Genomic DNA, 20,877 nt, shown 5'->3' with positions numbered 1-20,877 from the left:
GATTAGGGAACAGCGAGCAGGCTGTCCAGTGCGGTGAGGCGGTCCGAGGGCAAGGTTCCGGCGCGTTTCAGTTCGTCGAGCGTTGCGCGCGCCATCGCACGATAGGCGGGCAGGAGGTCCGGGCTGTGGTCCTTGAGCGTGACGAGATGACCTTTGACGGTTTCGGCGTCGCCGCGCAGCAACGGGCCCGACAATCCGGCGAACCCGCGATCGAGGCTGTTTTCGAGTGCCGCGCGAACGAGGGGCGTCAGCAAGGCCGAAGGATTGTCGACTCCGGCGTCGCGCAAGCTGTTCGCGGCGCCGGCGATCAGCGTCACGAGATGGTTCGACGCGTGGCAGAGTGCGGCGTGATAGAGTGATCGGTGCTCTTCATCGATTTCTATTGTGATGCCGCCGAGCAGGGTGACGATCTGTCCGGCTCGCCGCGTTGCCTCGGGCGTCGAGCCTGTGACGGCGAAGCTGGCCCCGATCATCCGCTGTGCTTCGGCCTGCGGTTCGCCGGTGAAGGTCATGGCCGGGTGAATAGCGGCGGTCGTCGCACCCGCCGCGCGCAGCGGTTCGAGGATCGCGGCGCCGCTGCGTCCGCTGACATGGAAGACAAATGGGGCGCGCCCTGTAGCGACCGTCGCCGCGATGTCGGCGACGACCGCACTCATCGCGTCGTCAGAGACCGCGATCGCGATGATGTCGCATTCGGTCGTCAAGCGATCGATCGTCCGCGCGCGAAACGCACCGGTCGCCGTTGCAATCGAGTTGGCGTTGTCGGGGGTTCGTCCCCAGACGAGCGGCGGGGCGGACGCGTGCGGAACGAAAGCGCGCGCGAGGGCCTGCGCGACGCGGCCCGTGCCGACAATGCCGGGTCGATAGAAACGAAAATCGGTCATGGATGCGCGATGTAGCGGGTGGGCCGAATTTCGCCAATGGAACGTCTGCTTCCATCCCAAATCGGCCATCGGACTTTATCTCGCCAATCCCGCCCTCTAGGGTCGGGCGATGCAGAGATATTCGACGATACAAATGACCAGCGCGACCTTGGCCGTTCTGGCGCTCTCGGCCTGCGCGGGCGGCAACTACCGCCCGGTTGCCGACACGCCGGTGCGGATCGGTCCGGCCTATACGATCCGCGGCACGACCTATGTGCCCGCCGCGGCGCCCGCGTATGACGCGGTCGGCTATGCAAGCTGGTACGGCAACGAGTCGGGCAATCGCACCGCCAATGGCGAACAATTCCGGCCCGGCTGGATCACCGCCGCACACACGACGCTGCCGCTGCCGACCTATGTCGAGGTGACGGCGCTCGATACCGGACGGCGGATCATCGTCCGCGTGAACGATCGCGGGCCGTTCGCACTTGGGCGGGTCATCGATCTGTCACGCGGTGCCGCAGAACAGCTTGGGATGAAGGCGCAGGGGCACGCCGCGGTGCGCGTGCGCCGCATCGAACCGTCCGAGAAAGATCGCGAGCGCTTGCGCAACGGCAAGCCGGCGGCGTCGCTGGCGCCCGTGCCCGAGCGCGAACTGCAACGGTTGCGTGCGCAATTGGCACCGCGCGCGCGTTGATCCCGCGCTTTCCGGCTTGCGCCAAACGGGGGAAGGCGTCCAAAGCGGCGCCGAACCGAAGGGGAGACATAGCCCGTGGATCTGGCACCTTACCGGGCGCATCGGCGCATCCTGACCGCGAGCCTCGTCGGCACCGCGGTCGAATTTTACGATTTCTATATTTACGGAACCGCGGCGGCGCTGGTGTTCGGGCCGCTCTTCTTTCCCGAGAGTTCGGACTCGGCGCAGCTGATGTACAGCTTCATGACCTTCGGGCTCGCCTTCTTTGCACGGCCCGTCGGGGCGATCGTATTCGGCCATTATGGCGACCGGATCGGGCGCAAGTCGACGCTTGTCGCGTCGCTGATGCTGATGGGCGCCTCGACCTTGCTGATCGCTTTCCTGCCGACCTATGCGATGGTGGGATGGGTCGCGCCGCTGTTGCTCTGCATCCTGCGTTTCGGGCAAGGGTTCGGGCTTGGCGGCGAGTGGGGCGGGGCGGCGTTGCTCGCGGTCGAGAATGCGCCGCCGGGATGGAAATCGCGCTTCGGCATGTTTCCGCAATTGGGTGCGCCGGTGGGATTCATTGCGGCGAACGGATTGTTCCTGCTCCTCGGGCTCGGGCTCAGCGACGCCGATTTCGCTGCATGGGGCTGGCGTATTCCGTTCCTGCTGTCGGCGATCCTCGTCGGGCTGGGGCTATGGGTGCGGCTCAAGATCACCGAGACGCCGGACTTTGCCGAAGCGCTGGAGAAAAAGGCGCCGGTTGCGGTGCCGGTCGGCGACCTGCTTCGTCGTCATCTGGTTGCGACGCTCGCCGGGACTTTCGCGGTCGTCGCCTGTTTTGCGATCTTCTACCTCGCGACGAGTTTTGCGCTCGGTCACGGAACACAGGCGCTCGGATATCCGAAAGAACAGTTCCTGCTGACCCAGCTCGGCGCGATCCTGTTCATGGCGGTCGGGATTATTTTTGCAGGGTATTGGAGTGATGCGTCGAGCGAACAGCGTGTACTGACGTGGGGGTGCGGCGCGACGGTGCTGATCGGGTTCGTGTTCGGTCCCGCGCTGGCGTCGGGAAGCTGGCCGATCATCTTCCTCGGTCTCGCCTCCGCGCTGTTTATCATGGGGCTCGTCTATGGACCGCTCGGCAGCTGGTTGACTGGCCTGTTCCCGGTGCATGTCCGTTACACGGGCGCCTCGGTCGCGTTCAACGCGGGCGGGATATTGGGCGGTGCGATGGCGCCGATCATCGCGCAGGCGCTGGCCGAATGGGGCGGGACGGGGACGGTGGGCTTCTATCTCGCGCTGGCCGGCGTCGTAAGCTGGCTCGGGCTGCTGATGGTACGGCGATCGGCTACGCCAGTCTGAGCAACGTAAGTTTCGCCTTGCCGACCTTGCGCGTCGCGTCGATTTCGAAGCCCGCTACCTCGACCTCTTCCTTCTCCGCAGTTTCAATCGAGATCAGGCTGTCGGGGCCGATCCAGCCGAGGCGATTGAGCTTGTCGAGCGCGACGCTGCCCGCGCCGGTGTCGTAGGGCGCGTCGATCAGGATAAGGTCGTAGGTGCGGCGGGCCGGGCCGAGCGCGAGCACCGACCCGGCGCGGATATCGGCGCGCGCGGTGGCGTCCAGCGTGCCCAGGTTCTTGCGCAGCACATCGAGTGCGTCGCGATCCTGTTCGGCGAACAGGCATTGTTCGGCGCCGCGCGACAGGGCCTCGATCCCGAGCGCGCCCGATCCCGCGAAGAGGTCGGCGACGACCAGCCCTTCGAAGCTGCCGACGCGGCTGTTGAGCATCGAGAAGAGCGTTTCGCGCGTGCGGTCCGCGGTCGGACGCGTCGCGTCATTCCTTGGCGCGAGCAGCTTGCGGCCGCGCCATTCCCCCGAAATGACCCGCATCAGCCCATCTGCCGGCGGAATTTGAACAATTCGTCGCGCGGGACGACGTCGACGGCGCCCAGCGGCATGCCGCCGAGTTCGAACGCCCCGTAACGAGTGCGGATCAGGCGGCTGACCTGCAGGCCGAAATGTTCGAGCACTTTGCGGACTTCGCGGTTCTTGCCCTCGGTCAGCGTCATTTCGACCCATTGGTTGCGGCCGGTGCGGCGTTCGAGATTGGCGTCGATCTTGCCGTAGCGGACACCGTCAATCTCGATCCCCATCGCCAGTTCCTCGAGCTGCGCCTGGCTAATGTCGCCGAAGGCGCGCGCGCGATAGGTGCGCTCGACCCCGCTCGCGGGCAGTTCGAGCTGGCGCTTGAATTCGCCGTCGTTGGTCAGCAGCAGCAGTCCCTCGGTATTATAGTCGAGGCGGCCGACCGGCATTAGGCGCGGCAGGTCCTTGGGCAGCAGGTCATAGATCGTCTTGCGACCCTTCGGGTCGCGCGCCGCGGTGATGCAGCCTGCGGGCTTGTGGAAGCGGTAGAGGCGCGTCGAGACGGGCTTGGCGACGGGGTTGCCGTCGACGGTCAGGCCTTCGAGCGAGGTGAGCAGCGGCGCCGGCTGGACGATGACCTGGCCATTCAGCGCGATGCGGCCTTCCTCGACCATGCGCTCGACATCGCGGCGCGATCCGACGCCGGCGCGCGCGAGCAGCTTGGCGATGCGCTGCGGTCCGTCCTCGCGCTCGGTCTCCGCGGGTTTGGTCTTGAGCGCGGAAGCGGCACCGCGTGCGGCGCGGCGGCCGCGCTGACCACCGGCGGGGGTATCGCGATCGCCAGAGGATTTGGACGCCGAGCGGGGCGCGGAGCGGGGTGGACGGCGTGTGTTCATGGGAACAGATGCGACTTTCTTGTCGTTATTCGGGAAAATAGTGTTGCGTTGTGATCACGCTCATAGCCGGAAAAGACCCGCTTCGTCGATGGCAAGCAGAAGCAATCTTGCAGGACGGCGCGGAGCGAGTCATGGCGATTTTAGAGGGAGTCATCATGCTCTTTGGCCACCGCCCGACCTGCATCAAGCGATTGCTGATCATCGAGGATGATCCGCTGACCGCATTCGACAATGAGCACACGCTGAAAGTCAGCGGGTACGACATTGTCGCGACGGTCGATTCGGGTGAGGCGGCAGTTGGGATCATGGCGGCCGAGCCGATCGACGCGGTTGTCCTCGACCTGGGCTTGGCGGGGCACATGACGGGCAGGGAAGTTGCCCGGCTGGCACGCGATCGCGGTATTGCCGTGCTGCTGGTGACGGGACAATGCCCCGCCGATGCGGAAGAGATCGCCATCGCTTGCCTCGGCAAGCCGCACAGCGCGTCGGCGCTGGTTTCGGCGTTGAAAGCTGTCGAGATGATGGCTTGCAAGAATCAGGCGCCGCGCAAAGTCAGCGGGCTGACGACCTTCTGGCGCCCCGCTGCCGCGTGAGATGCGGCGGGCCGATGGGTCGCGAGCGGCGGGCGACCAATTAGCCGCTTCCAATTTATCCCCAACGCGTTAGGCCATTTGCGACATGGGCCATGGCCGATCGGTCGCTGCTAAGGGGGAATATCATGTCGACAGATGCGGCGATGCCGGCACCGCAAGGGTGGCGCGACAGCTTGCGGCCCTATCTGGAACCCGCGCCCCTCGCGGCGCTGTTCCTCGGCATATCGTCAGGTTTTCCGTTCGCGATGATCGGCGCCACGCTGACGACACGCCTCGCGCAGGACGGGATCGAAAAATCTTCGGTCACCGCCTTCGCGTTGACCTTCCTTGCCTATAATCTCAAATGGGCATGGGCCCCGGCGATCGACCGGCTCCGCATCCCCATCCTCGGCAGCATCGGGCAGCGGCGATCGTGGCTCATCCTCGTCGGCGCGCTGGTGTTCGTCGCGGTATCTGTGCTGGGCAACCTCGACCCCAAGGCCTCGCTTGCAGTGGTGGCGTTGGCCGCGATCGCGGTCGGGCTGGCCGGCGCTACCTATGATATCGTCATCGATGCCTATCGGATCGAACTGCTCTCGCCCGAGCAATTGGGTACAGGATCGGGCATGTCGCAATATGGCTGGCGCATCGGCGCCGCGGTCGCGGGCGCGCTGGCACTGGTTGTGGCCGAACGCGCCGGGTGGGGCGTCGCCTATATGGTGTGCGCGGCGCTGGTCCTGCCGGCGATCGTCACCGGGCTGGTGATGGGCGAACCCGAACGCAAGATCGAGCGTCACTGGCCAGCCTATCTGTCGCGCGCTTATTACGCGGTATTCATCTTCAGCTTCCCGATTGCCTTCCTCGTCGCGCGGCAGGTCGACCAATGGCTCGACGTTGACATCCTCACGCTGATGGTACTCGTCGGCTATCTGTTCCCGCTGTTCGATCTCAGCGCGCGCCGCGCGCGCGACATCGGGTGGAGCGGGCGGGTGAACTGGATCATCGCGCTGCCTGCACTTGCGCTGGTCGCCGTCCTTGCGGCGGATTGGGGCACGATCACCGCCTATGTCGGCGCGACGCTATTGGGCGCGGTCCTAGCTGTGGGCGCGATCGCGATCGCGGCGCTCGTCGCGTTGCCGACCAAGTCGCGCGAAGGGCAGTCGCCCGACAAGAGTGCGGTCGGTCCGCTCGCGGAGTTTTTCTCGCGCGAGGGAGCGGTCCTGATCCTCTTCTTCCTGCTGCTCCACAAGATTGGCGATACGCTGGCCAATTTGACCTTCCGCCTGCTGTTCGAGGACCTCGGCTACACCAACGACGAGATCGCTTTCTATGACGTCGGGCTGGGGTTCTGGGCGCTGCTCGCTGGCGTGTTCGTTGGTGGCATCATCTATGCCCGGCTTGGGATGAAACGGTCGGTACTGTTCAGCCTTATCCTGATGGCGATTTCCAACTTCAGCTTTGCGGGCCTCGCGGCGGCGGGTCACAGCAATTGGGGCATGGCGGGCGCGATCGGGTTCGAGAATTTTGCCAGCGGCATCGGCGGCGTCTGTGTCGTCGCCTATTTGTCTGCGCTGGCAGATTTGCGCTTTACCGCAACCCATTTTGCGCTGTTTTCGGCGGCTGCGAGCATATTGGGGCGCTTCCTGACCGGCACGAGTGCGGGCAAGCTGATCGAAGAGTTCGGCTACGTCGATTTCTACCTGCTGACGACCGCGCTGGCGGTTCCCGGCATCTTGATCTTCTGGTGGATGATGCGCTCGGGGCTGGTCGATCGCTCGATCGGTACCGCGGGCGAGGTTGAAGTGACGGATTTGCAGAATAAGTCAGCAAGCTAGCTCCGATGCACTTCTTTCTCATCTCGATCGCCCTGCAGGTGCTCTGCATCGTCCATGTGTTTCGCACCGGACGGAACACTGCATGGATTATGGCAATCGCCTTTCTGCCGATGGTCGGCATCCTCGCCTATTTCATCGTCGAGATATTGCCGGGCCTGCCGCGCGACCGGCGGGTACGCGCGGCGCGGACCAAGATTGCCGACAGGATGGATCCCGAACGCCGGATCCGCGAAGCGCGCGATGCCGCCGAGTTCAGCGATACCGCCGGGAATCGGATCGAATTTGGCGACGCGCTGATGGAACGGGGGCGCTATGCCGAGGCGCTCGATCAGTTTCGAGCCGCCGAACGGCTTTCTCCCCATGCCGACCGAACGATCGGGATGCGGATTGCCGAAGCCGCCTATGAGGCTGGCCAGTTGAGTGCGGCGCTTGCGGCGATCGACGCGCTGCCCGAGACGATATCGCGCACCGAGATCGACCGCCGCGCGCTCCTTCGCGCGAAGGTCGCCGAAGCCGACGGGCGGACGGCGGACGCGCTGGCGATCTATCGCGAGATCGTGGACCGCGTGCCGGGTGACGAGATACGCTGCCGGATCGCAGGCATCCTGATTGCCAAGGGCGACAAGGCGGGCGCGCGGACGGTACTGAGGGAAGTCGAAAAACGCATGAAACGTACACCGCCCGTCACGTTGAAGGCCGAGGCGGCGATGTACGACTGGGTCAGGCGGACGATCGCCGAGCTTGGCTAGTCCGGCCACTCGCGATTGAGATCGAGCACGACGCCGGCGAGATAGAGCGAGCCGCAGATCAGAACGTCGGCTGGCGCGCGGTTATCGGCAATGTGGCTCAGCGCCGCCGTGACATCGTCGCAGGGATGGACGTCGACAATGCCGAGATCGGTCCGAACCCAGTGGCAGAGGTCTTTGGGATCATGATGGTCGTGTCCCGGGATCGGAACCGCCTGAAACGACGCGATGCGGTCGGCGAAGGGGCGGAGGAAGCCGGTGGCGTCCTTGTTCTTCAGAAGGCCGCATATGATGTGAAGCGGTGCCCGCGCGTCGAGCGCCTTGGCAAGCGCGGCACCCGCGTCGGGGTTGTGACCGCCGTCGAGCCAGATTTCGGTGCCATCGGGCAGCAATTCGGCCAGGGGGCCATCGCCGAGACGCTGCATGCGGGCGGGCCAGAAGGCATCGGCAACGCCGCGCGCAATTGCGTCCTCGGTCGGCTGCGGACCGGGCGCGAGACGCAGCATCGCGATCGCGAGTCCGGCGTTCGCCATCTGGTGCGCGCCGGTCATGCGGGGGTGCAGCGGCTGCGCGATCGAGCCGAGTTTCGAAGTCCAGCGGAACGCGTCGCCCTCGGTCTCGACCGTCCAGCCTTCGCCTTGCGGAAAGAGCGTTGCGCCGACGTCGGCAACCTTGGCGGCGATGGTGCCCTGGATATGGGGCGGATAGGCGAGGGTCGCCACAGGTGTGTCGGGCTTGATGATCCCCGCCTTTTCCCATGCGATGCGCATCGCCGGATCGTCCGGCGTCCCGGCTTCGGGGGCGAGCAGGAAGGCCTCATGGTCGATGCCGAGCGACGCGATGCCGCAAACCGCCGGCGGCGGAATGATGTTCGTCGCGTCGAGCCGGCCGCCGAGGCCGACCTCGATGATGCAATCATCGGCGGGGATGCGCGCGAAGGCGAGGAAGGCGGCGGCGGTGGTGACTTCGAAGAAACTCGCCTGAAGGTCGGCGGCTTCGTCGAGAACCTCTTCGAGCAACGCCGCGAGCAGGGCATCGTCGATCAGCGTTCCGGCAAGGCGGATGCGTTCGTTAAAGCGGACGAGGTGCGGACTGGTGTAGCTGTGGACGTTGCGCCCCTGCGCTTCGAGGATCGCGCGCAGATAGGCACAGGTCGATCCTTTGCCGTTGGTTCCCGCGACGTGGAAGGTGCGCGGGAGCTGGAGCTGCGGGTTGCCGAGGCGCGCGCACAGCTCGGCGATGCGTTCGAGACCCAGGATGTCGCGCCCCGGCGAGAGCGCTGCGAGACGGTCGAGCTGGGCCTGCACCGCAGGGTCGGAGCTGTGGGCATGGTCGGCCATGGCGGCGCTTTGGCTCGGCTCAGGCGGCCTTTTCGGGCGCCAGATAGCCGATCAGGCGGCCAAGCGTTTCGGGCAGGTCCTTGCGATGCACGACCATGTCGATCATCCCGTGATCGAGCAGATATTCGGCGCGCTGGAAGCCTTCGGGCAGCTTTTCGCGGATCGTATTTTCGATCACGCGCTGGCCCGCGAAGCCGATCAGCGCCTTGGGCTCGCTGATCTGGATATCGCCGAGCATCGCATAGCTGGCGGTGACGCCGCCGGTCGTCGGATCGGTGAGCAATACGATATAGGGGAGACCCGCACGGCGCAGGCGCGCGAGCGCCACCGTGGCGCGCGGCATCTGCATCAGCGACAGCGTGCCTTCCTGCATACGCGCACCGCCCGCCGCGGTGATCGCGACATAGGGCGTGCGGCGCTTGATCGCCTGCTCGACCCCGGCGACAAAGGCCTCGCCGACCGCAACGCCCATCGATCCGCCCATGAAGGCGAAATCCTGCACGCCGATGACGACGGGCTGGCCGTCGATCTTGCCCGCCGCATTCTGATAGGCGTCGCGGTCGCCGGTCTGCGCGCGCGCCGCCTTGATACGGTCGACATATTTCTTGGTGTCGCGGAACTTCAGCGGGTCTTCGGGCGCAGCGGGGGCTGCGATCATATCGTGGATGCCGCCGTCGAACAGCTGCGCAAAACGCTCCTTCGCGCCGATACGGTCATGATGGTCGCAGCGCGGGCAGACGTTCAGATTGTCTTCCCATTCCTTGACGAACACCATCTGCTGGCACTGGCGGCACTTGTGCCAGAGATTGTCGGCGGTGTCGCGTTTCGCCCCAAAGGGCAGCGCGTTGCGAACGCGGTCGAGCCAGCTCATGCGGCGATCTCCTTGGAGCTATGGATAGCATCGGCGAGGGTGCGGGTGAAGGCCTCGACATGCGGCGCCGCGGCGTCGCCATGCTCGGCAATGATGTCGATAAAGGCCGATCCGACGACGACGCCGTCGGCGACCTTGGCGATTTGGGCGGCCTGTTCAGGCGTCCGGACGCCGAAGCCGACCGCGACGGGAAGGTCGGTTGCAGCCTTGAGGCGCGCGACGGCTTCGTCGATGCTGGCCTGTGCGGCCTGTTGCTGGCCGGTGATGCCGGCAACCGAGACATAATAGAGGAAGCCGCCGGCGCCGTTCAGCACGTCGGGCAGGCGCGCGGCGTCGGTGGTGGGGGTAGCGAGGCGGATCAGATCGACGCCGGCGGCGCGGAGGGCAGGGCCAAGCTCGGCGTCCTCTTCCGACGGGATATCGACGCAGATCACGCCGTCGACACCGGCCTTGGCGCATTCGGCGGCGAACCATTCGGGACCACGGATCGTCATAGGATTCGCGTAGCCCATCAGAACGAGTGGCGTGTGGGGGTGGCGCTGGCGGAACGCCGCGGCAATCGCGAACAGGTCGGCGGTTGTCGTGCCCTTGGCGAGGCTGCGCAGGTTCGCGGCCTGGATCGCGGGGCCGTCGGCCATCGGATCGGTGAAGGGCATGCCGAGTTCGATCACGTCCGCCCCGCCCGCGACGAGCGCGTCGAGGTTCGCGGCGGTGTCGCCGTCACCGCCCGTGATGAAGGCGACGAGCGCGGGGCGCGGCTTGGCGAAAGCGGCGGCGAAGCGGGTCAAAGCGCCTTCTTCCGAAAGGCAGCTTGATCAATGAACACGAACAGCAGCGATACGAGAACGACAACCACCCACGACGGAGATTGAAAGCGGTCGCCTAAGCCGAAGATCTTGCTGATCAGGGGAAAGCCGAGCGCCTGAACGGCGGCGGCAATCAGAAAGACGATGATCGCACGGCGATGATTGAGCTTCACAGCGCAACTCCCAAGGCATCGGCCACGGTGAAGATGTCCTTGTCCCCCCGGCCCGAGCAATTGACGATGATGATCTTGTCCTTGCCCAGCGTCGGCGCGATGCGTTCGGCGGCGGCGATCGCGTGGGCGCTTTCAAGCGCGGGGATGATGCCTTCGAGCTTCGTCAGCTTCTGGAAGCTTGCGAGCGCTTCTTCATCGGTGACGGGTTCGTAGCGCACGCGGCCGATTTCATGGAGCCAGCTATGTTCCGGGCCGATGCCCGGATAGTCGAGCCCCGCCGAGATGCTATGCGCCTCGGTGATCTGGCCGTCCTCGTCTTGCAGCAGATAGGTCTTGTTGCCGTGGAGGATGCCCGGACGTCCACCCGCGAGGCTTGCGGCATGTTTCTTGTCGAGCCCTTCGCCCGCGGCTTCGACGCCGACGATTTCGACATTGGCGTCGTCGAGGAACGGATGGAACAGCCCTATCGCGTTCGAGCCGCCGCCGACCGGGGCGATCAGCATGTCGGGCAGGCGGCCTTCGGCTTCGAGGATTTGCGCCTTGGCTTCGTCGCCGATCACCGACTGGAAATCGCGGACAAGCTCGGGATAGGGGTGCGGGCCGGCGACGGTGCCGATGATGTAGAAGGTGTCGTGGACGTTCGCGACCCAGTGGCGCAGCGCCTCGTTCATCGCGTCCTTCAGCGTCTTCGCGCCGCTCTCGACCGCGACGACTTCGGCGCCGAGCAGCTTCATGCGGAACACATTCGGCTGCTGCCGCGCGACGTCGACCGCCCCCATGAAGATGGTGCAGGGCAGGCCGAAGAGCGCCGCGACGGTCGCGGTCGCGACGCCGTGCTGGCCTGCGCCGGTTTCGGCGATGATCTTCGTCTTGCCCATCCGCTTCGCGAGCAGGATCTGGCCGATGCAATTGTTGATCTTGTGCGCGCCGGTGTGATTGAGATCCTCGCGCTTCAGATAAATCTTCGCGCCGCCGAGCTCATTTGTCAGCCGTTCGGCGAACCACAGCGGGCTCGGGCGACCAACATAATGTTTGAGCAGATAGTCGAATTCGGTCTTGAACGCCGGGTCGGCCTGCGCCGCGCGATAGTGGCGTTCGAGGTCGAGGATCAGCGGCATCAGCGTTTCGGCGACATAGCGGCCGCCGAACTGGCCGAAATGCCCCCGTTCGTCGGGGCCCGTGCGAAAACTGTTGGGTAAGTCGGTCATCGTCCGGCGGCTTTAAGGAAAGCGGCGATCTTGTCCACATCCTTGACGCCGGGCGCGCTTTCGACGCCCGACGAGACGTCGACCAGCGGCGCGCCGGTCTCGGCGATGGCCTGCGCGACATTCTCGGGGGTCAAGCCGCCGGCAATCCCCCAATCCATGCTGTGGCGATGGTTCTTGAGCAGTGACCAGTCGAAGCGCGTGCCGGTGCCGCCGGGCAGCGCGGCGGCGGGGGCGTCGAACAGGATGCGGTCGGCGATGCCGCGATATTTCTGCATCCGTTCGAGCGTGCCCGCATCCTTGAGCCCCACGGCTTTCCAGATTTCGGCGGGAACCAGCCGCTTTACGACCGCCAGCCACTCGGGTGTCTCGCTGCCGTGAAATTGCACGATGTCGGGACGCACCGTGCCGAGTGCATCGCCCGTCAGCTGTTGCGACGCGTTGACGAGGAGGAGCGCGACCTTGACGCGCGAGCCGGCGCGCTTGCGCAGTTCGGCCGCGGTCTTGAGGTCAACATGGCGCTGGCTTGGTTCGTAATGGACGAGGCCGATATGCGTGGCGCCGAGGCGGATCGCGTCATCGACGGCTTGTGGAGTGGTGAGACCACAGATTTTGACGAGTGGGGGCATGGTCGGACTCTATTTGTTCGTTCGCATCGAGCGAAGTCGAGATGCTCCTCGATCTTGCGCTGCTCCGAAGGGTGCCTCGACTTCGCTCGACACGAACGGGAATGATAAGGGGCGTTAAATCTAAAGCGTCGCTTCGATCTCGCGCGCGGCGAGATCGGGATCGGCCGACTGGCTGATCGGGCGGCCGACGACGAGGATCGAAGCGCCGTCAGCCATCGCCTGCGCCGGCGTGACGACGCGTTTCTGGTCGCCGATCTTGCCGTTTGCAGGGCGGACGCCGGGGACCACGAAATAGCCGCCTGGCCAAGCCTTGCGCGCGGCTTTCACTTCCTGTCCCGAGCAGACAATGCCGTCGAGGCCGGATTCGCGCGCGAGGGCAGCGAGGCGGACGACCTGGTCGTGCGGGCTGCCGCCGACCCCGATGTCTTCGAGGTCGGGAGCGTCGAGGCTGGTCAACACGGTCACCGCGACGACCTTTGTGCCCGTGCCGGCCGCTGCTTTCGCCTCTTCGAGCATTGCGCGGCCGCCGGCGGCGTGAACCGTCAGGATCGCGGGTTCGAGCGTGCGAAGCGCCTGGATTGCCTTGGCAACCGTATTCGGAATATCGTGAAGCTTGAGATCGAGGAAGATCGGCAGACCGAGCTTCGCCATTTCATGCACGCCGTGATGGCCGTTGGCGCAGAAGAATTCGAGGCCCAGCTTCAGCCCGCCGACATGGCGCCGCACCTTCTGCGCCAGCGTCAGCGCGGCGTCGAGGTGCGTGGTGTCGATGGCGAGATAAAGCGGAGAGGTCATGGCTTGTCCGTGGCGAAGAGATCGGTGGGGGCGGGGGGAATGTCGTTGACCGGCGCGGCGGGCGTAACTTCCACAGGCCGGTTGGCGAGCGCGCGCAGGTCGGCGGCCTGCCGCTCGCTGGCGTCGAGGCGGCGTTTCATCGACCAGCGCGTCGTGCGGAGCGCGATCCACATCGGCACGCTGCCGATCAGGAAGGCGGCGAGGATCAACACGGGCAATTTGGTGTCGAGCACCTGACCAGGCCAGATCGTCACGGTCACCGGAATCCAGTTCGCCATTGCGAAGATAACCAGCACGGCGGTCAGCAAGACCCAGATGATCGTTCGCAGGATACCCACTCGTCTTGCTCCTCTGTCGGTCTGGAGCCGACCCTATGACAGATTGCCGCGTGATTCCAGTCCGGGGCTAAGCCGCCCCGAACACCCGGTCGAAGATCGTGTCGACATGTTTCATATGATAGCCAAGGTCGAACAGTGCGGTCAGCTCGTCGGCCGACAGCTTGGCGGTGACGTCGGCGTCGCCCTTGAGCAGTTCGAGCAGCGAGAGCTGGCCGTCCGATTCCCATACCTTCATCGCGTTGCGCTGGACGAGGACATAGCTTTCCTCACGGCTCGCGCCCGCTTGTGTCAGCGCGAGCAGCACGCGCTGCGAATGGACGAGCCCGCCCATGCGGTCGAGGTTCTTCTGCATCCGCGCGGGATAGACGAGCAGCTTGTCGACAACGCCGGTCAGGCGGCCGAGCGCGAAGTCGAGCGTGATCGTCGCGTCGGGGCCGATGAAGCGTTCGACCGACGAGTGGCTGATGTCGCGCTCGTGCCACAGCGCGACATTCTCCATCGCGGGAATGGTGGCACTGCGCACCATGCGCGCGAGGCCGGTGAGGTTCTCGGTCAGGATCGGGTTGCGTTTGTGCGGCATGGCCGACGAACCCTTTTGGCCCGGCGAGAAATATTCCTCAGCTTCGAGCACTTCGGTGCGCTGGAGGTGGCGAACCTCGACCGACAACCGCTCGATCGACGAGGCGATGACGCCGAGCACGGCGAAGAACATGGCGTGGCGATCGCGCGGGATCACCTGCGTCGAGACGGGCTCGATCGTGAGGCCGAGCTTGGCGGCGACATGCTCTTCGACACGCGGGTCGATGTTGGCGAAAGTGCCGACCGCGCCCGAGATGGCGCAGGTCGCGATTTCGGCGCGCGCGGCCTGCAGGCGGAGCTTGCAGCGCGAGAATTCGGCATAGGCCTCGGCGAGCTTGAGCCCGAAGGTGACGGGTTCGGCATGGATGCCATGGCTGCGGCCGATCGTCGGGGTCAGCTTATGCTCATAGGCACGGCGCTTGATTGCCTCGAGCAGCGCGTCGAGGTCGGCGAGCAAAAGATCGGCGGCCTGGCTGAGCTGGACCGCGAGGCAGGTGTCGAGCACGTCGGAGCTGGTCATGCCCTGATGCATGAAGCGGGCTTCGTCGCCTACATTCTCGGCAACCCAGGTCAGGAAGGCGATGACGTCGTGCTTCGTAACCGCCTCGATCGCGTCGATCGCCGCGACGTCGATCTTTGGGTTCGTCGCCCACCAATCCCACAGTGCCTTGGCGGCCGATTTGGGCACGGTGCCCAGTTCGGCAAGGGCGTCGGTCGCGTGCGCTTCGATCTCGAACCAGATGCGAAACCGATTCTCGGCCGACCAGATCGCGGTCATTTCCGGCCGTGCGTAACGCGGAACCATTGATTTTCCTTCCTTTTCGGGCGCCTTGTCGCGGAATTCCTACGGAACCACGACGGGCCGCCCCCTAGCAGGGACGGGGCGTTTCGCCAAACCCCGCGGCGGCGCAACTTTGCGGAAAGACGATGGGTTGCTCCTATGCCCCATCAGAAAGGCGACGGGTCGCAACAGCCCACATGTCGCCGCTACAGGAGAATAATTGTGTTGAAACAAGTGCTTTTGATCGGCGCCGCGGCAATCAGCTTCCCCGCTCTGGCCCAGACGACTGCTCCGGCGGAAGAGCCGGCCCCCACGACGCAGTCGCAGCCGGCGCCGACCGACACGACCACGGACCCTGACAAGAAACCGACGGACGAAACGAAGCCGACTGATCAGGCGCCCACCGAGGACGCGACCCCGAGCGATACGCCGCCTGCGGCCGAGCCGGCCCCGCCGGCTGACGAGCCCGCTCCGGCACCCGAAGAAAAACCCGAATCGGAACCGCAGTAACCCCAACTGACAGGAGATAGATCATGATTAAGCAGATGCTTTTGATCGGCGCTGCCGCCATCAGCTTCCCGGCCCTCGCGCAGACGACGCCCCCGGCGTCGGACCCGGCGACGGCCGCTCAGCCCGCCCCGGCCCCCGATACGGCCAGCCCGGCGCCGGCGCCTGACGCGTCGACCCCGCCGGCCTCGACCGAGCCGGCACCGTCGGGTGCGGCAGCTGCCAGCCCGACGCAGATCGCCCAGATCGTCGAGCAGGAATTCCCGACCTATGACGGCGACAAGAATGGCGACCTCAACGAAGCCGAGTTCGGCGCGTGGATGAAGAAGCTGCGCGCAGCGACCGATCCCAGCACCGATGTCGAATCGGCCGAGGTCAAGACTTGGATCGGACAGGCGTTCGCCTCGGCCGATGGCGACAAGTCGGGCGCGGTTAACAAGACCGAATTGACCGGTTTCCTGTCGCGCGGCGCCTAAACGGCAGTCCGCGCGGGGTGGTGCAGCCGTCGGAGCGATCCGGCGGCTGCATCGCTGTGGGCGCGACTAATCGGGTTGCTCGACCGCGACGATCGTCAGCCGGTGCTCGATCCCGCCGCGGTCGGGCCAGTTGATCGACTGGCCGACGCTGAGGCCGATCAGCCCGGCGCCAACAGGGGTCAGGATCGACATCCGCCCGGCCGAAATGTCGGCTTCGGCGGGATAAACCAGGCGTACGGTTCGTTCGCCGTTCTTTTCGTCGACGAACGTCACGCGCGATCCCATGGTGACGACGTCGGATGGGATATCGGTGCGGTCGCAAATGGCAGCACGATCGATCTCGTCGAGCAGCAATTCATAGAAGCGGACCGAATCGCGCTGCTGTTGCAGCGTCAATTCCGTCAACGCATCGGCTTCGCTGTCGATCATGCGGATATAGGGCATCGCGGCCCCGCTTGTTGTCTTGGTCATGGCGCGGACTTTCCGGCTGGCGCGCGGCTATCCACCACGCGCGGCAATATCTGGACGGAAGGTGCCCCGGGTTCGGGGCAATCGCGCCGGAACCCGGGGCTAAATGCCCGCGAGAAGTTGACCCCCGTCATGACGGAAGCGGAGAAGGCTGCGCCGAATCTGCATGGTCATGATGATGTGGCCGCGGGCCGGGGAAGTCAAATTTGGCTAGAGCAGCCCCATCGCGCGGAAGCTGCGATAATCGCTGCCGCCGATAATGATATGGTCGTGAAGCGCGATCCCGAGCTTGGCCGCTGCTTCGGCAATGTCGCGGGTGATCGCGATATCCTGCCGGCTCGGCTCGGGGCTGCCGCTCGGGTGATTGTGCACGAGGATGATCGCCGAGGCGCCGAGCTCGAGCGCGCGCTTGATGACTTCGCGGACATAGATCGCCGACTGGTCGATCGACCCTTCGCTCGCGAGTTCGTCGCGGATCAGCATGTTGCGCGAATTGAGATAAAGCACCCGAACGCGCTCGACGTCGATCGGCCCCATGTCGGCGCGTAGCCAGTCGAGCAGTGCGTCCCAGCTGGAAAGCAAAGGCTTCTCGCGGAACTCGCCCTTGAGCATGCGGAGGCCTGTCGCCTGGACGATCTTAAGCGCCGCGATGCCGGTGTCGCCGAGCCCGTCGACCCGGCGCAGCGATTCGGGATCGGCGCTGACGAGCTGTGCCAGCGACCCGAATTCGCGGAGCAGCGCCTTCGCGAGCGGCTTGGTATCGCGGCGGGGTATCGCGAGGGTGAGCAGATATTCGACCAGCTCGTAGTCGGCGAGGCCTTCGGCGTCGTCGAGCAGCCGCGCGCGCAGCCGCGCGCGATGCCCAAGATGATCCGGCGTATCCCTGTCCCCCATGACGCGGCAATAACCGCCTTGTGACGCGCACTCAACGGTCATAGGACAAGGATGATGGCGAACCGGATCAATCTCCTGCATCGAAACGGGATTTCCGGCGTTCGTGTCCTGAACAGGGTTCGGGATGAGGGACGAGATTTTGCCGCCATGACGTCATCGGCCAACTCCCATGACTGACACGGCGGACGACGCGAAGCCGCGGTTCAAATATCGGACTTTGTTGTTCAAGAAGCGCTGGCTGACCGCCGGCGCGGTGATCATCCTCGTCGCCGGTGTGTGGATCGCGCGCGAGCCGATCGCCGACGAGTTCATCCGCGATCAGCTCGAAAGTCGCGACGTGCCCGCGCGCTATACGATCGACCGGATCGGTTTTCGCAGCGAGATATTGTCCAACATCGTCATCGGCGATCCGAAGCGTCCCGACCTCACCGCAAAGCGCGTCGAGGTGCTGCTCGGCTATGGCTGGCGCGGACCTTATGTATCGGGGATCAATGCCGAGGGCGTCCGGCTTTATGGCCGTTTTGTCGATGGCCGCCTGTCCTTGGGCTCGCTCGACAAGTTCCGCGATCCGGAAAGCAAGGATCCGTTCGCCTTGCCCGACCTGTCGGTCGCGCTACGCGATGCGCGGGCGCGGGTCGAAACGCCGTGGGGTAATATCGGCGCTGCGCTAAACGGCGGCGGCAATCTGCGCCGCGATTTCACCGGAAAGCTGGCGCTCGTCGCGCCGCGCATCGCGGCCGCCGGGTGCCACGGCGACGACATCAGCTTCTACGGCACCGTGCTGGTTCGCGATGTCCGGCCGCAACTTGTCGGCCCGCTGCGCGGCCGTGCGCTTGCCTGCGCAGACGGGCGTGTCACCGCCGCATCACCGCAAGTCGCGCTCGACCTCTCACTTTCCGAAGATTTGCAGAGCTGGAAGGGCAAAGCCGATGCGAGCATCGCGCGGCTTGTCGCGGGGCCCTTCGCGGCCGACCGGATGGGCTTGGTCGCGCGTTTTGACGGGACCTCAGTGCTGACAAAGCTGGATGTCGACGCGGATATGGCACGGCTCCGCGGTGCTGATTTTGCGGCCGAGACGGTCAATCTGGAGGCCAAGGGCAGTGTCGGTAGCGCAGCGCCGAAATTCGACGGAAGGATCGGCTTTGCTCGTGCGAGTGGCAGCGCGGACCTGCGTCGCTCGCTCGTCGAAAGTGCGCGCGGCCTGGCGGGCACGCCGGTCGGACCTTTGGCAGCGAAGGCGACCGCCGCGTTAAGCCGCGTGCTCGCTGACGCAAGCGGGAGCGCGGGCTTCGCGATCGCGGGCGAGGGACCGACGGCGCGCGTCGACCTGATCGCGCCCGAACTGACGAGCGCGAGCGGCGCGCGTTTCACTGGAAGCGCCGACAGCCGCATCGGCTATCTCTATGGCGCCGACGAGCCCGCGGTGATTGCGACAGGGCGTTGGAGCATCGCGGGCGGCGATTTGCCGTCGGGGACGCTGAGCCTCGATCGCAACGAGGATGGCAAGGTGACAGGGCTCGCCAGCCTCGATCCTTATAGCGCCGGAGGTGCGCGACTGGCGTTGACGCCGGTGCGCTTTTCGGGCGGCGCGGGCGGGTTGATGCGCTTCGCTACGGCAGCGACGCTGTCGGGGCCGCTCGCGGGCGGGCGCGTCGAGCGGCTGACGGTGCCGCTGAACGGCTATCTGGCGCCGACGGGCGCGCTTGCGTTCGACGGCGGGTGCAGCCGCGTCGCGGCCGATCGCATCGAAGTGAGCGGCTTTCGGCTTGGACGAAGCGCGATCGACCTGTGCAGCCGGCCCGGTGCTCCGGTGCTGAGCGCGGGCCCCGACGGGCTGCGCGGCGATATCCGCATTCCGGGTATCGCACTGATGGGGACGAGCGGCGGTTCGCTCTTCAGCCTGAAAAGCGGGCCCGCGAATATCGACCTGTCTGCGATGCGCTGGTCGTTTGCTTTGGCCGATATCCGGCTGGGTGAGGGCGAAAGCGTCACCCGCTTCAGCGCGCAGAGCCTGAGCGGACGGGCGACGCCGCAAGGAATGGCAGGCAACCTCGGCGGCGCGAGCGGCAAGATCGGCGCGGTGCCGCTCAATATGAGCGAGATCGCGGGGCAATGGCGCTTTGCGAATGGCGCGCTGACGCTCGACGGCGGCTTGCTGCTCACCGACGCCGCACCCGATCCGCGTTTCTTCCCGCTCGTCAGCCGCGACGCGAACCTGCGCTTCGCGAACGGGATCATCGAGGCGAAGGCGGGCTTCAATGAGCAGAAGACCGGAACGAAAATCCTCGACACGGTGATCCGGCACCGGCTGGCCGACAGCAGCGGTTCGGCGGGCCTGACCGTCAGGGAACTGCGCTTCAACGACGCATTCCAGCCCGACCAGCTCACCAGCCTTGCGCTCGGCGTCGTCGCCAATGTGCAAGGTTCGGTGGTCGGCGACGGGCGGATCGAATGGACCGCCGACGGTGTCACCAGCCGCGGCACTTTCGCGACCGCCGATACCAGCCTTGCGGCTGCCTTTGGCCCGGTGACGGGGCTGACGACGACGATCAGCTTCGACGATCTGATCGGGCTGAAGACGGCGCCGGGCCAGATCGCGAAGATCAAAGAGCTCAATCCGGGTATTCCCGTGCTCGACGGCGAGATCGAATATCGACTGCTTGGCGACAATCGCGTGCGGGTCGAAGGCGGGAGCTGGCCCTTTGGCGGCGGCAAGCTGCTGCTCCATCCGACGACGCTCGATTTCAGCGCGGAAAATGCGCGCCGCTTGTCGTTCGATATCGTCGGGGTCGATGCCGCGGTGTTCCTGCAAAGCTTTGGCTTCGACAATATCAATGCGACGGGGGTGTTCGACGGGACTTTGCCCGTCGAGTTCGACGGGATGGGCGGACGGATCGTCAACGGCCGCATCGATTCGCGTGGCGGCGGCGGGACGCTCGCCTATGTCGGCGAATTGTCGAACCGCAATCTGGGCGTCATCGCCAATTTTGCCTTTGGCGCGCTGCGCAGCCTCAAATATGACGACCTGACGATCATATTGAACGGGGACCTCGACGGCGAAATGGTGACCGATATCCGCTTTGGCGGCGTGGGGCAGGGCGAAGGCGCGACGCGCAATTTCCTGACCAACCAGGTCGCGAAACTGCCACTGGTCTTTAACGTGAAGATTCGTGCGCCGTTCCGCCAGCTGCTCACGTCGGCGAAGGGCTTTTACGACCCGTCGCTCTTGATCGAACAGAATCTGCCCGCGTTGATGCGCGCGCAAGAAGAAGCCGAAGCCGCCGCCAAAGGCGCGCAACCACCCGTTCAGCCTCCAGAAAGCGAGCCCATGCGATGAAGACAAGCAACATTGGAGCAAGGAGGCTTGCCATATATGGTCGGACGGTTGCGGTGATCATGGGTGCGTCGGCGCTGTCCGGCTGTGTACAGATCGATACGCCCGACAAGCCGATCGAGATCAACCTGAACATCAACATCCGTCAGGAAGTGGTGTATAGGCTGGATGGCGATGCCAAGAAGCTCATCGAGCAGAATAGCGAGATATTCTGATGGGG

Annotated in this window: 23 protein-coding genes; 9 read left to right on the top strand and 14 right to left on the bottom strand. The window is 65.3% G+C overall.

Going from position 1 to position 20,877, the window contains the following annotated elements; genetic code table 11:
- Positions 1 to 2: 2 nt before the first annotated feature.
- Positions 3 to 884 carry a Rossmann-like and DUF2520 domain-containing protein gene (locus GGC65_RS03175; protein ID WP_192645838.1) on the bottom strand — a complete coding sequence of 294 codons (882 nt, stop codon included), beginning with the start codon at positions 882 to 884 and terminating at the stop codon, positions 3 to 5.
- A gap of 133 nt (positions 885 to 1,017) precedes the next feature.
- Between GGC65_RS03175 and GGC65_RS03170 the strand changes: the two genes are divergently transcribed.
- Positions 1,018 to 1,560, top strand: coding sequence for a septal ring lytic transglycosylase RlpA family protein (locus GGC65_RS03170; RefSeq protein ID WP_225940650.1), 543 nt, complete (start codon positions 1,018 to 1,020; stop codon positions 1,558 to 1,560).
- Between the two features lie 81 nt (positions 1,561 to 1,641).
- Positions 1,642 to 2,907 carry an MFS transporter gene (locus tag GGC65_RS03165; RefSeq protein ID WP_192649371.1) on the top strand — a complete coding sequence of 422 codons (1,266 nt, stop codon included), beginning with the start codon at positions 1,642 to 1,644 and terminating at the stop codon, positions 2,905 to 2,907.
- On the opposite strand, the gene rsmD is transcribed toward GGC65_RS03165, so the two are convergent.
- Both rsmD and GGC65_RS03155 read right to left on the bottom strand, forming a co-directional pair.
- On the bottom strand, positions 2,894 to 3,436 hold the full coding sequence (gene rsmD / locus GGC65_RS03160) for a 16S rRNA (guanine(966)-N(2))-methyltransferase RsmD (protein WP_192645836.1): 543 nt from the start codon (positions 3,434 to 3,436) through the stop codon (positions 2,894 to 2,896). The genes GGC65_RS03165 and rsmD overlap by 14 nt on opposite strands.
- The gene (locus GGC65_RS03155; protein ID WP_192645835.1) at positions 3,436 to 4,308 is read right to left on the bottom strand and encodes a pseudouridine synthase; all 873 of its coding nucleotides are present in this window, start codon (positions 4,306 to 4,308) and stop codon (positions 3,436 to 3,438) included. The genes rsmD and GGC65_RS03155 overlap by 1 nt, the downstream gene beginning before the upstream one ends.
- Before the next feature lie 155 nt (positions 4,309 to 4,463).
- Here GGC65_RS03155 and GGC65_RS03150 point away from each other — a divergent pair, with 155 nt between their 5' ends.
- The 3 genes from GGC65_RS03150 (at position 4,464) to GGC65_RS03140 (ending at position 7,464) form a co-directional block, all read left to right on the top strand.
- On the top strand, positions 4,464 to 4,901 hold the full coding sequence (locus GGC65_RS03150; protein ID WP_192645834.1) for a response regulator: 438 nt from the start codon (positions 4,464 to 4,466) through the stop codon (positions 4,899 to 4,901).
- Between the two features lie 125 nt (positions 4,902 to 5,026).
- Entirely contained in the window at positions 5,027 to 6,715 is a 1,689-nt protein-coding gene (locus GGC65_RS03145; protein WP_192645833.1) for an AmpG family muropeptide MFS transporter, read from the top strand.
- Between the two features lie 5 nt (positions 6,716 to 6,720).
- Positions 6,721 to 7,464, top strand: a complete 744-nt coding sequence (locus GGC65_RS03140) for a tetratricopeptide repeat protein (RefSeq protein WP_192645832.1) — start codon at positions 6,721 to 6,723, stop codon at positions 7,462 to 7,464.
- Here the strand turns inward: GGC65_RS03140 and GGC65_RS03135 are convergent.
- The 9 genes from GGC65_RS03135 to purB all read right to left on the bottom strand — a co-directional run bounded on the left by GGC65_RS03135 (position 7,461) and on the right by purB (position 15,002).
- Positions 7,461 to 8,801 (bottom strand): bifunctional folylpolyglutamate synthase/dihydrofolate synthase, encoded by a 1,341-nt coding sequence (locus tag GGC65_RS03135; RefSeq protein WP_192645831.1) that lies wholly within the window; start codon positions 8,799 to 8,801, stop codon positions 7,461 to 7,463. The two genes, GGC65_RS03140 and GGC65_RS03135, sit on opposite strands and share 4 nt — an antisense overlap.
- A gap of 19 nt (positions 8,802 to 8,820) precedes the next feature.
- On the bottom strand, positions 8,821 to 9,672 hold the full coding sequence (gene accD / locus GGC65_RS03130) for an acetyl-CoA carboxylase, carboxyltransferase subunit beta (RefSeq protein ID WP_192645830.1): 852 nt from the start codon (positions 9,670 to 9,672) through the stop codon (positions 8,821 to 8,823).
- On the bottom strand, positions 9,669 to 10,460 hold the full coding sequence (gene trpA / locus GGC65_RS03125; RefSeq protein ID WP_192645829.1) for a tryptophan synthase subunit alpha: 792 nt from the start codon (positions 10,458 to 10,460) through the stop codon (positions 9,669 to 9,671). Before trpA ends, accD begins: the two co-directional genes overlap by 4 nt.
- Entirely contained in the window at positions 10,457 to 10,651 is a 195-nt protein-coding gene (locus tag GGC65_RS03120; protein ID WP_192645828.1) for a hypothetical protein, read from the bottom strand. The genes trpA and GGC65_RS03120 overlap by 4 nt, the downstream gene beginning before the upstream one ends.
- Positions 10,648 to 11,859, bottom strand: coding sequence for a tryptophan synthase subunit beta (gene trpB, locus GGC65_RS03115; protein ID WP_192645827.1), 1,212 nt, complete (start codon positions 11,857 to 11,859; stop codon positions 10,648 to 10,650). Before trpB ends, GGC65_RS03120 begins: the two co-directional genes overlap by 4 nt.
- Positions 11,856 to 12,485, bottom strand: coding sequence for a phosphoribosylanthranilate isomerase (locus GGC65_RS03110; protein ID WP_192645826.1), 630 nt, complete (start codon positions 12,483 to 12,485; stop codon positions 11,856 to 11,858). The genes trpB and GGC65_RS03110 overlap by 4 nt, the downstream gene beginning before the upstream one ends.
- A gap of 120 nt (positions 12,486 to 12,605) precedes the next feature.
- A complete protein-coding gene (pyrF, locus tag GGC65_RS03105; protein WP_192645825.1) occupies positions 12,606 to 13,280 on the bottom strand; it encodes an orotidine-5'-phosphate decarboxylase in 675 nt (224 codons plus the stop codon).
- Entirely contained in the window at positions 13,277 to 13,618 is a 342-nt protein-coding gene (locus tag GGC65_RS03100; protein ID WP_192645824.1) for a lipopolysaccharide assembly protein LapA domain-containing protein, read from the bottom strand. The genes pyrF and GGC65_RS03100 overlap by 4 nt, the downstream gene beginning before the upstream one ends.
- A gap of 67 nt (positions 13,619 to 13,685) precedes the next feature.
- Positions 13,686 to 15,002 carry an adenylosuccinate lyase gene (purB, locus tag GGC65_RS03095; RefSeq protein ID WP_192645823.1) on the bottom strand — a complete coding sequence of 439 codons (1,317 nt, stop codon included), beginning with the start codon at positions 15,000 to 15,002 and terminating at the stop codon, positions 13,686 to 13,688.
- A gap of 198 nt (positions 15,003 to 15,200) precedes the next feature.
- On the opposite strand from purB, the gene GGC65_RS03090 reads away from it, so the two are divergent.
- Both GGC65_RS03090 and GGC65_RS03085 read left to right on the top strand, forming a co-directional pair.
- Complete coding sequence (locus GGC65_RS03090) at positions 15,201 to 15,488, top strand: hypothetical protein (protein ID WP_192645822.1); 288 nt, start codon at positions 15,201 to 15,203, stop codon at positions 15,486 to 15,488.
- Positions 15,489 to 15,511: 23 nt separating this feature from the next.
- The gene (locus GGC65_RS03085) at positions 15,512 to 15,961 is read left to right on the top strand and encodes a calcium-binding protein (RefSeq protein WP_192645821.1); all 450 of its coding nucleotides are present in this window, start codon (positions 15,512 to 15,514) and stop codon (positions 15,959 to 15,961) included.
- A gap of 66 nt (positions 15,962 to 16,027) precedes the next feature.
- Here the strand turns inward: GGC65_RS03085 and rnk are convergent, their stop codons facing one another.
- Both rnk and radC read right to left on the bottom strand, forming a co-directional pair.
- The gene (rnk, locus tag GGC65_RS03080) at positions 16,028 to 16,432 is read right to left on the bottom strand and encodes a nucleoside diphosphate kinase regulator (RefSeq protein WP_225940649.1); all 405 of its coding nucleotides are present in this window, start codon (positions 16,430 to 16,432) and stop codon (positions 16,028 to 16,030) included.
- A gap of 207 nt (positions 16,433 to 16,639) precedes the next feature.
- Positions 16,640 to 17,323 (bottom strand): RadC family protein, encoded by a 684-nt coding sequence (radC, locus tag GGC65_RS03075; RefSeq protein WP_192645820.1) that lies wholly within the window; start codon positions 17,321 to 17,323, stop codon positions 16,640 to 16,642.
- Positions 17,324 to 17,492: 169 nt separating this feature from the next.
- Between radC and GGC65_RS03070 the strand changes: the two genes are divergently transcribed.
- The gene (locus GGC65_RS03070) at positions 17,493 to 20,660 is read left to right on the top strand and encodes a YdbH domain-containing protein (RefSeq protein ID WP_192645819.1); all 3,168 of its coding nucleotides are present in this window, start codon (positions 17,493 to 17,495) and stop codon (positions 20,658 to 20,660) included.
- Positions 20,657 to 20,872, top strand: a complete 216-nt coding sequence (locus GGC65_RS03065; RefSeq protein WP_413052714.1) for a YnbE family lipoprotein — start codon at positions 20,657 to 20,659, stop codon at positions 20,870 to 20,872. Before GGC65_RS03070 ends, GGC65_RS03065 begins: the two co-directional genes overlap by 4 nt.
- Positions 20,873 to 20,877 lie beyond the last annotated feature (5 nt).

Origin of the sequence: Sphingopyxis sp. OAS728 (genome assembly GCF_014873485.1) — a bacterium.
In the GTDB taxonomy this organism is placed as follows: domain Bacteria; phylum Pseudomonadota; class Alphaproteobacteria; order Sphingomonadales; family Sphingomonadaceae; genus Sphingopyxis.
The sequence above is the reverse complement of the archived record's forward strand: the minus strand, read 5'-3'. Positions and strand labels throughout refer to the sequence as shown.

Coding starts and splice junctions, on each gene's coding strand:
- GGC65_RS03155 (WP_192645835.1), bottom strand. CDS start 4,308: ATGAACACACGCCGTCCACCCCGCTCCGCGCCCCGCTCGGCGTCCAAA.
- accD (WP_192645830.1), bottom strand. CDS start 9,672: ATGAGCTGGCTCGACCGCGTTCGCAACGCGCTGCCCTTTGGGGCGAAA.
- rsmD (WP_192645836.1), bottom strand. CDS start 3,436: ATGCGGGTCATTTCGGGGGAATGGCGCGGCCGCAAGCTGCTCGCGCCA.
- GGC65_RS03145 (WP_192645833.1), top strand. CDS start 5,027: ATGTCGACAGATGCGGCGATGCCGGCACCGCAAGGGTGGCGCGACAGC.
- GGC65_RS03085 (WP_192645821.1), top strand. CDS start 15,512: ATGATTAAGCAGATGCTTTTGATCGGCGCTGCCGCCATCAGCTTCCCG.
- GGC65_RS03170 (WP_225940650.1), top strand. CDS start 1,018: ATGACCAGCGCGACCTTGGCCGTTCTGGCGCTCTCGGCCTGCGCGGGC.
- trpB (WP_192645827.1), bottom strand. CDS start 11,859: ATGACCGACTTACCCAACAGTTTTCGCACGGGCCCCGACGAACGGGGG.
- GGC65_RS03135 (WP_192645831.1), bottom strand. CDS start 8,801: ATGGCCGACCATGCCCACAGCTCCGACCCTGCGGTGCAGGCCCAGCTC.
- GGC65_RS03150 (WP_192645834.1), top strand. CDS start 4,464: ATGCTCTTTGGCCACCGCCCGACCTGCATCAAGCGATTGCTGATCATC.
- GGC65_RS03175 (WP_192645838.1), bottom strand. CDS start 884: ATGACCGATTTTCGTTTCTATCGACCCGGCATTGTCGGCACGGGCCGC.
- GGC65_RS03065 (WP_413052714.1), top strand. CDS start 20,657: ATGAAGACAAGCAACATTGGAGCAAGGAGGCTTGCCATATATGGTCGG.
- GGC65_RS03110 (WP_192645826.1), bottom strand. CDS start 12,485: ATGCCCCCACTCGTCAAAATCTGTGGTCTCACCACTCCACAAGCCGTC.
- purB (WP_192645823.1), bottom strand. CDS start 15,002: ATGGTTCCGCGTTACGCACGGCCGGAAATGACCGCGATCTGGTCGGCC.
- pyrF (WP_192645825.1), bottom strand. CDS start 13,280: ATGACCTCTCCGCTTTATCTCGCCATCGACACCACGCACCTCGACGCC.
- GGC65_RS03140 (WP_192645832.1), top strand. CDS start 6,721: ATGCACTTCTTTCTCATCTCGATCGCCCTGCAGGTGCTCTGCATCGTC.
- GGC65_RS03070 (WP_192645819.1), top strand. CDS start 17,493: ATGACTGACACGGCGGACGACGCGAAGCCGCGGTTCAAATATCGGACT.
- radC (WP_192645820.1), bottom strand. CDS start 17,323: ATGGGGGACAGGGATACGCCGGATCATCTTGGGCATCGCGCGCGGCTG.
- rnk (WP_225940649.1), bottom strand. CDS start 16,432: ATGACCAAGACAACAAGCGGGGCCGCGATGCCCTATATCCGCATGATC.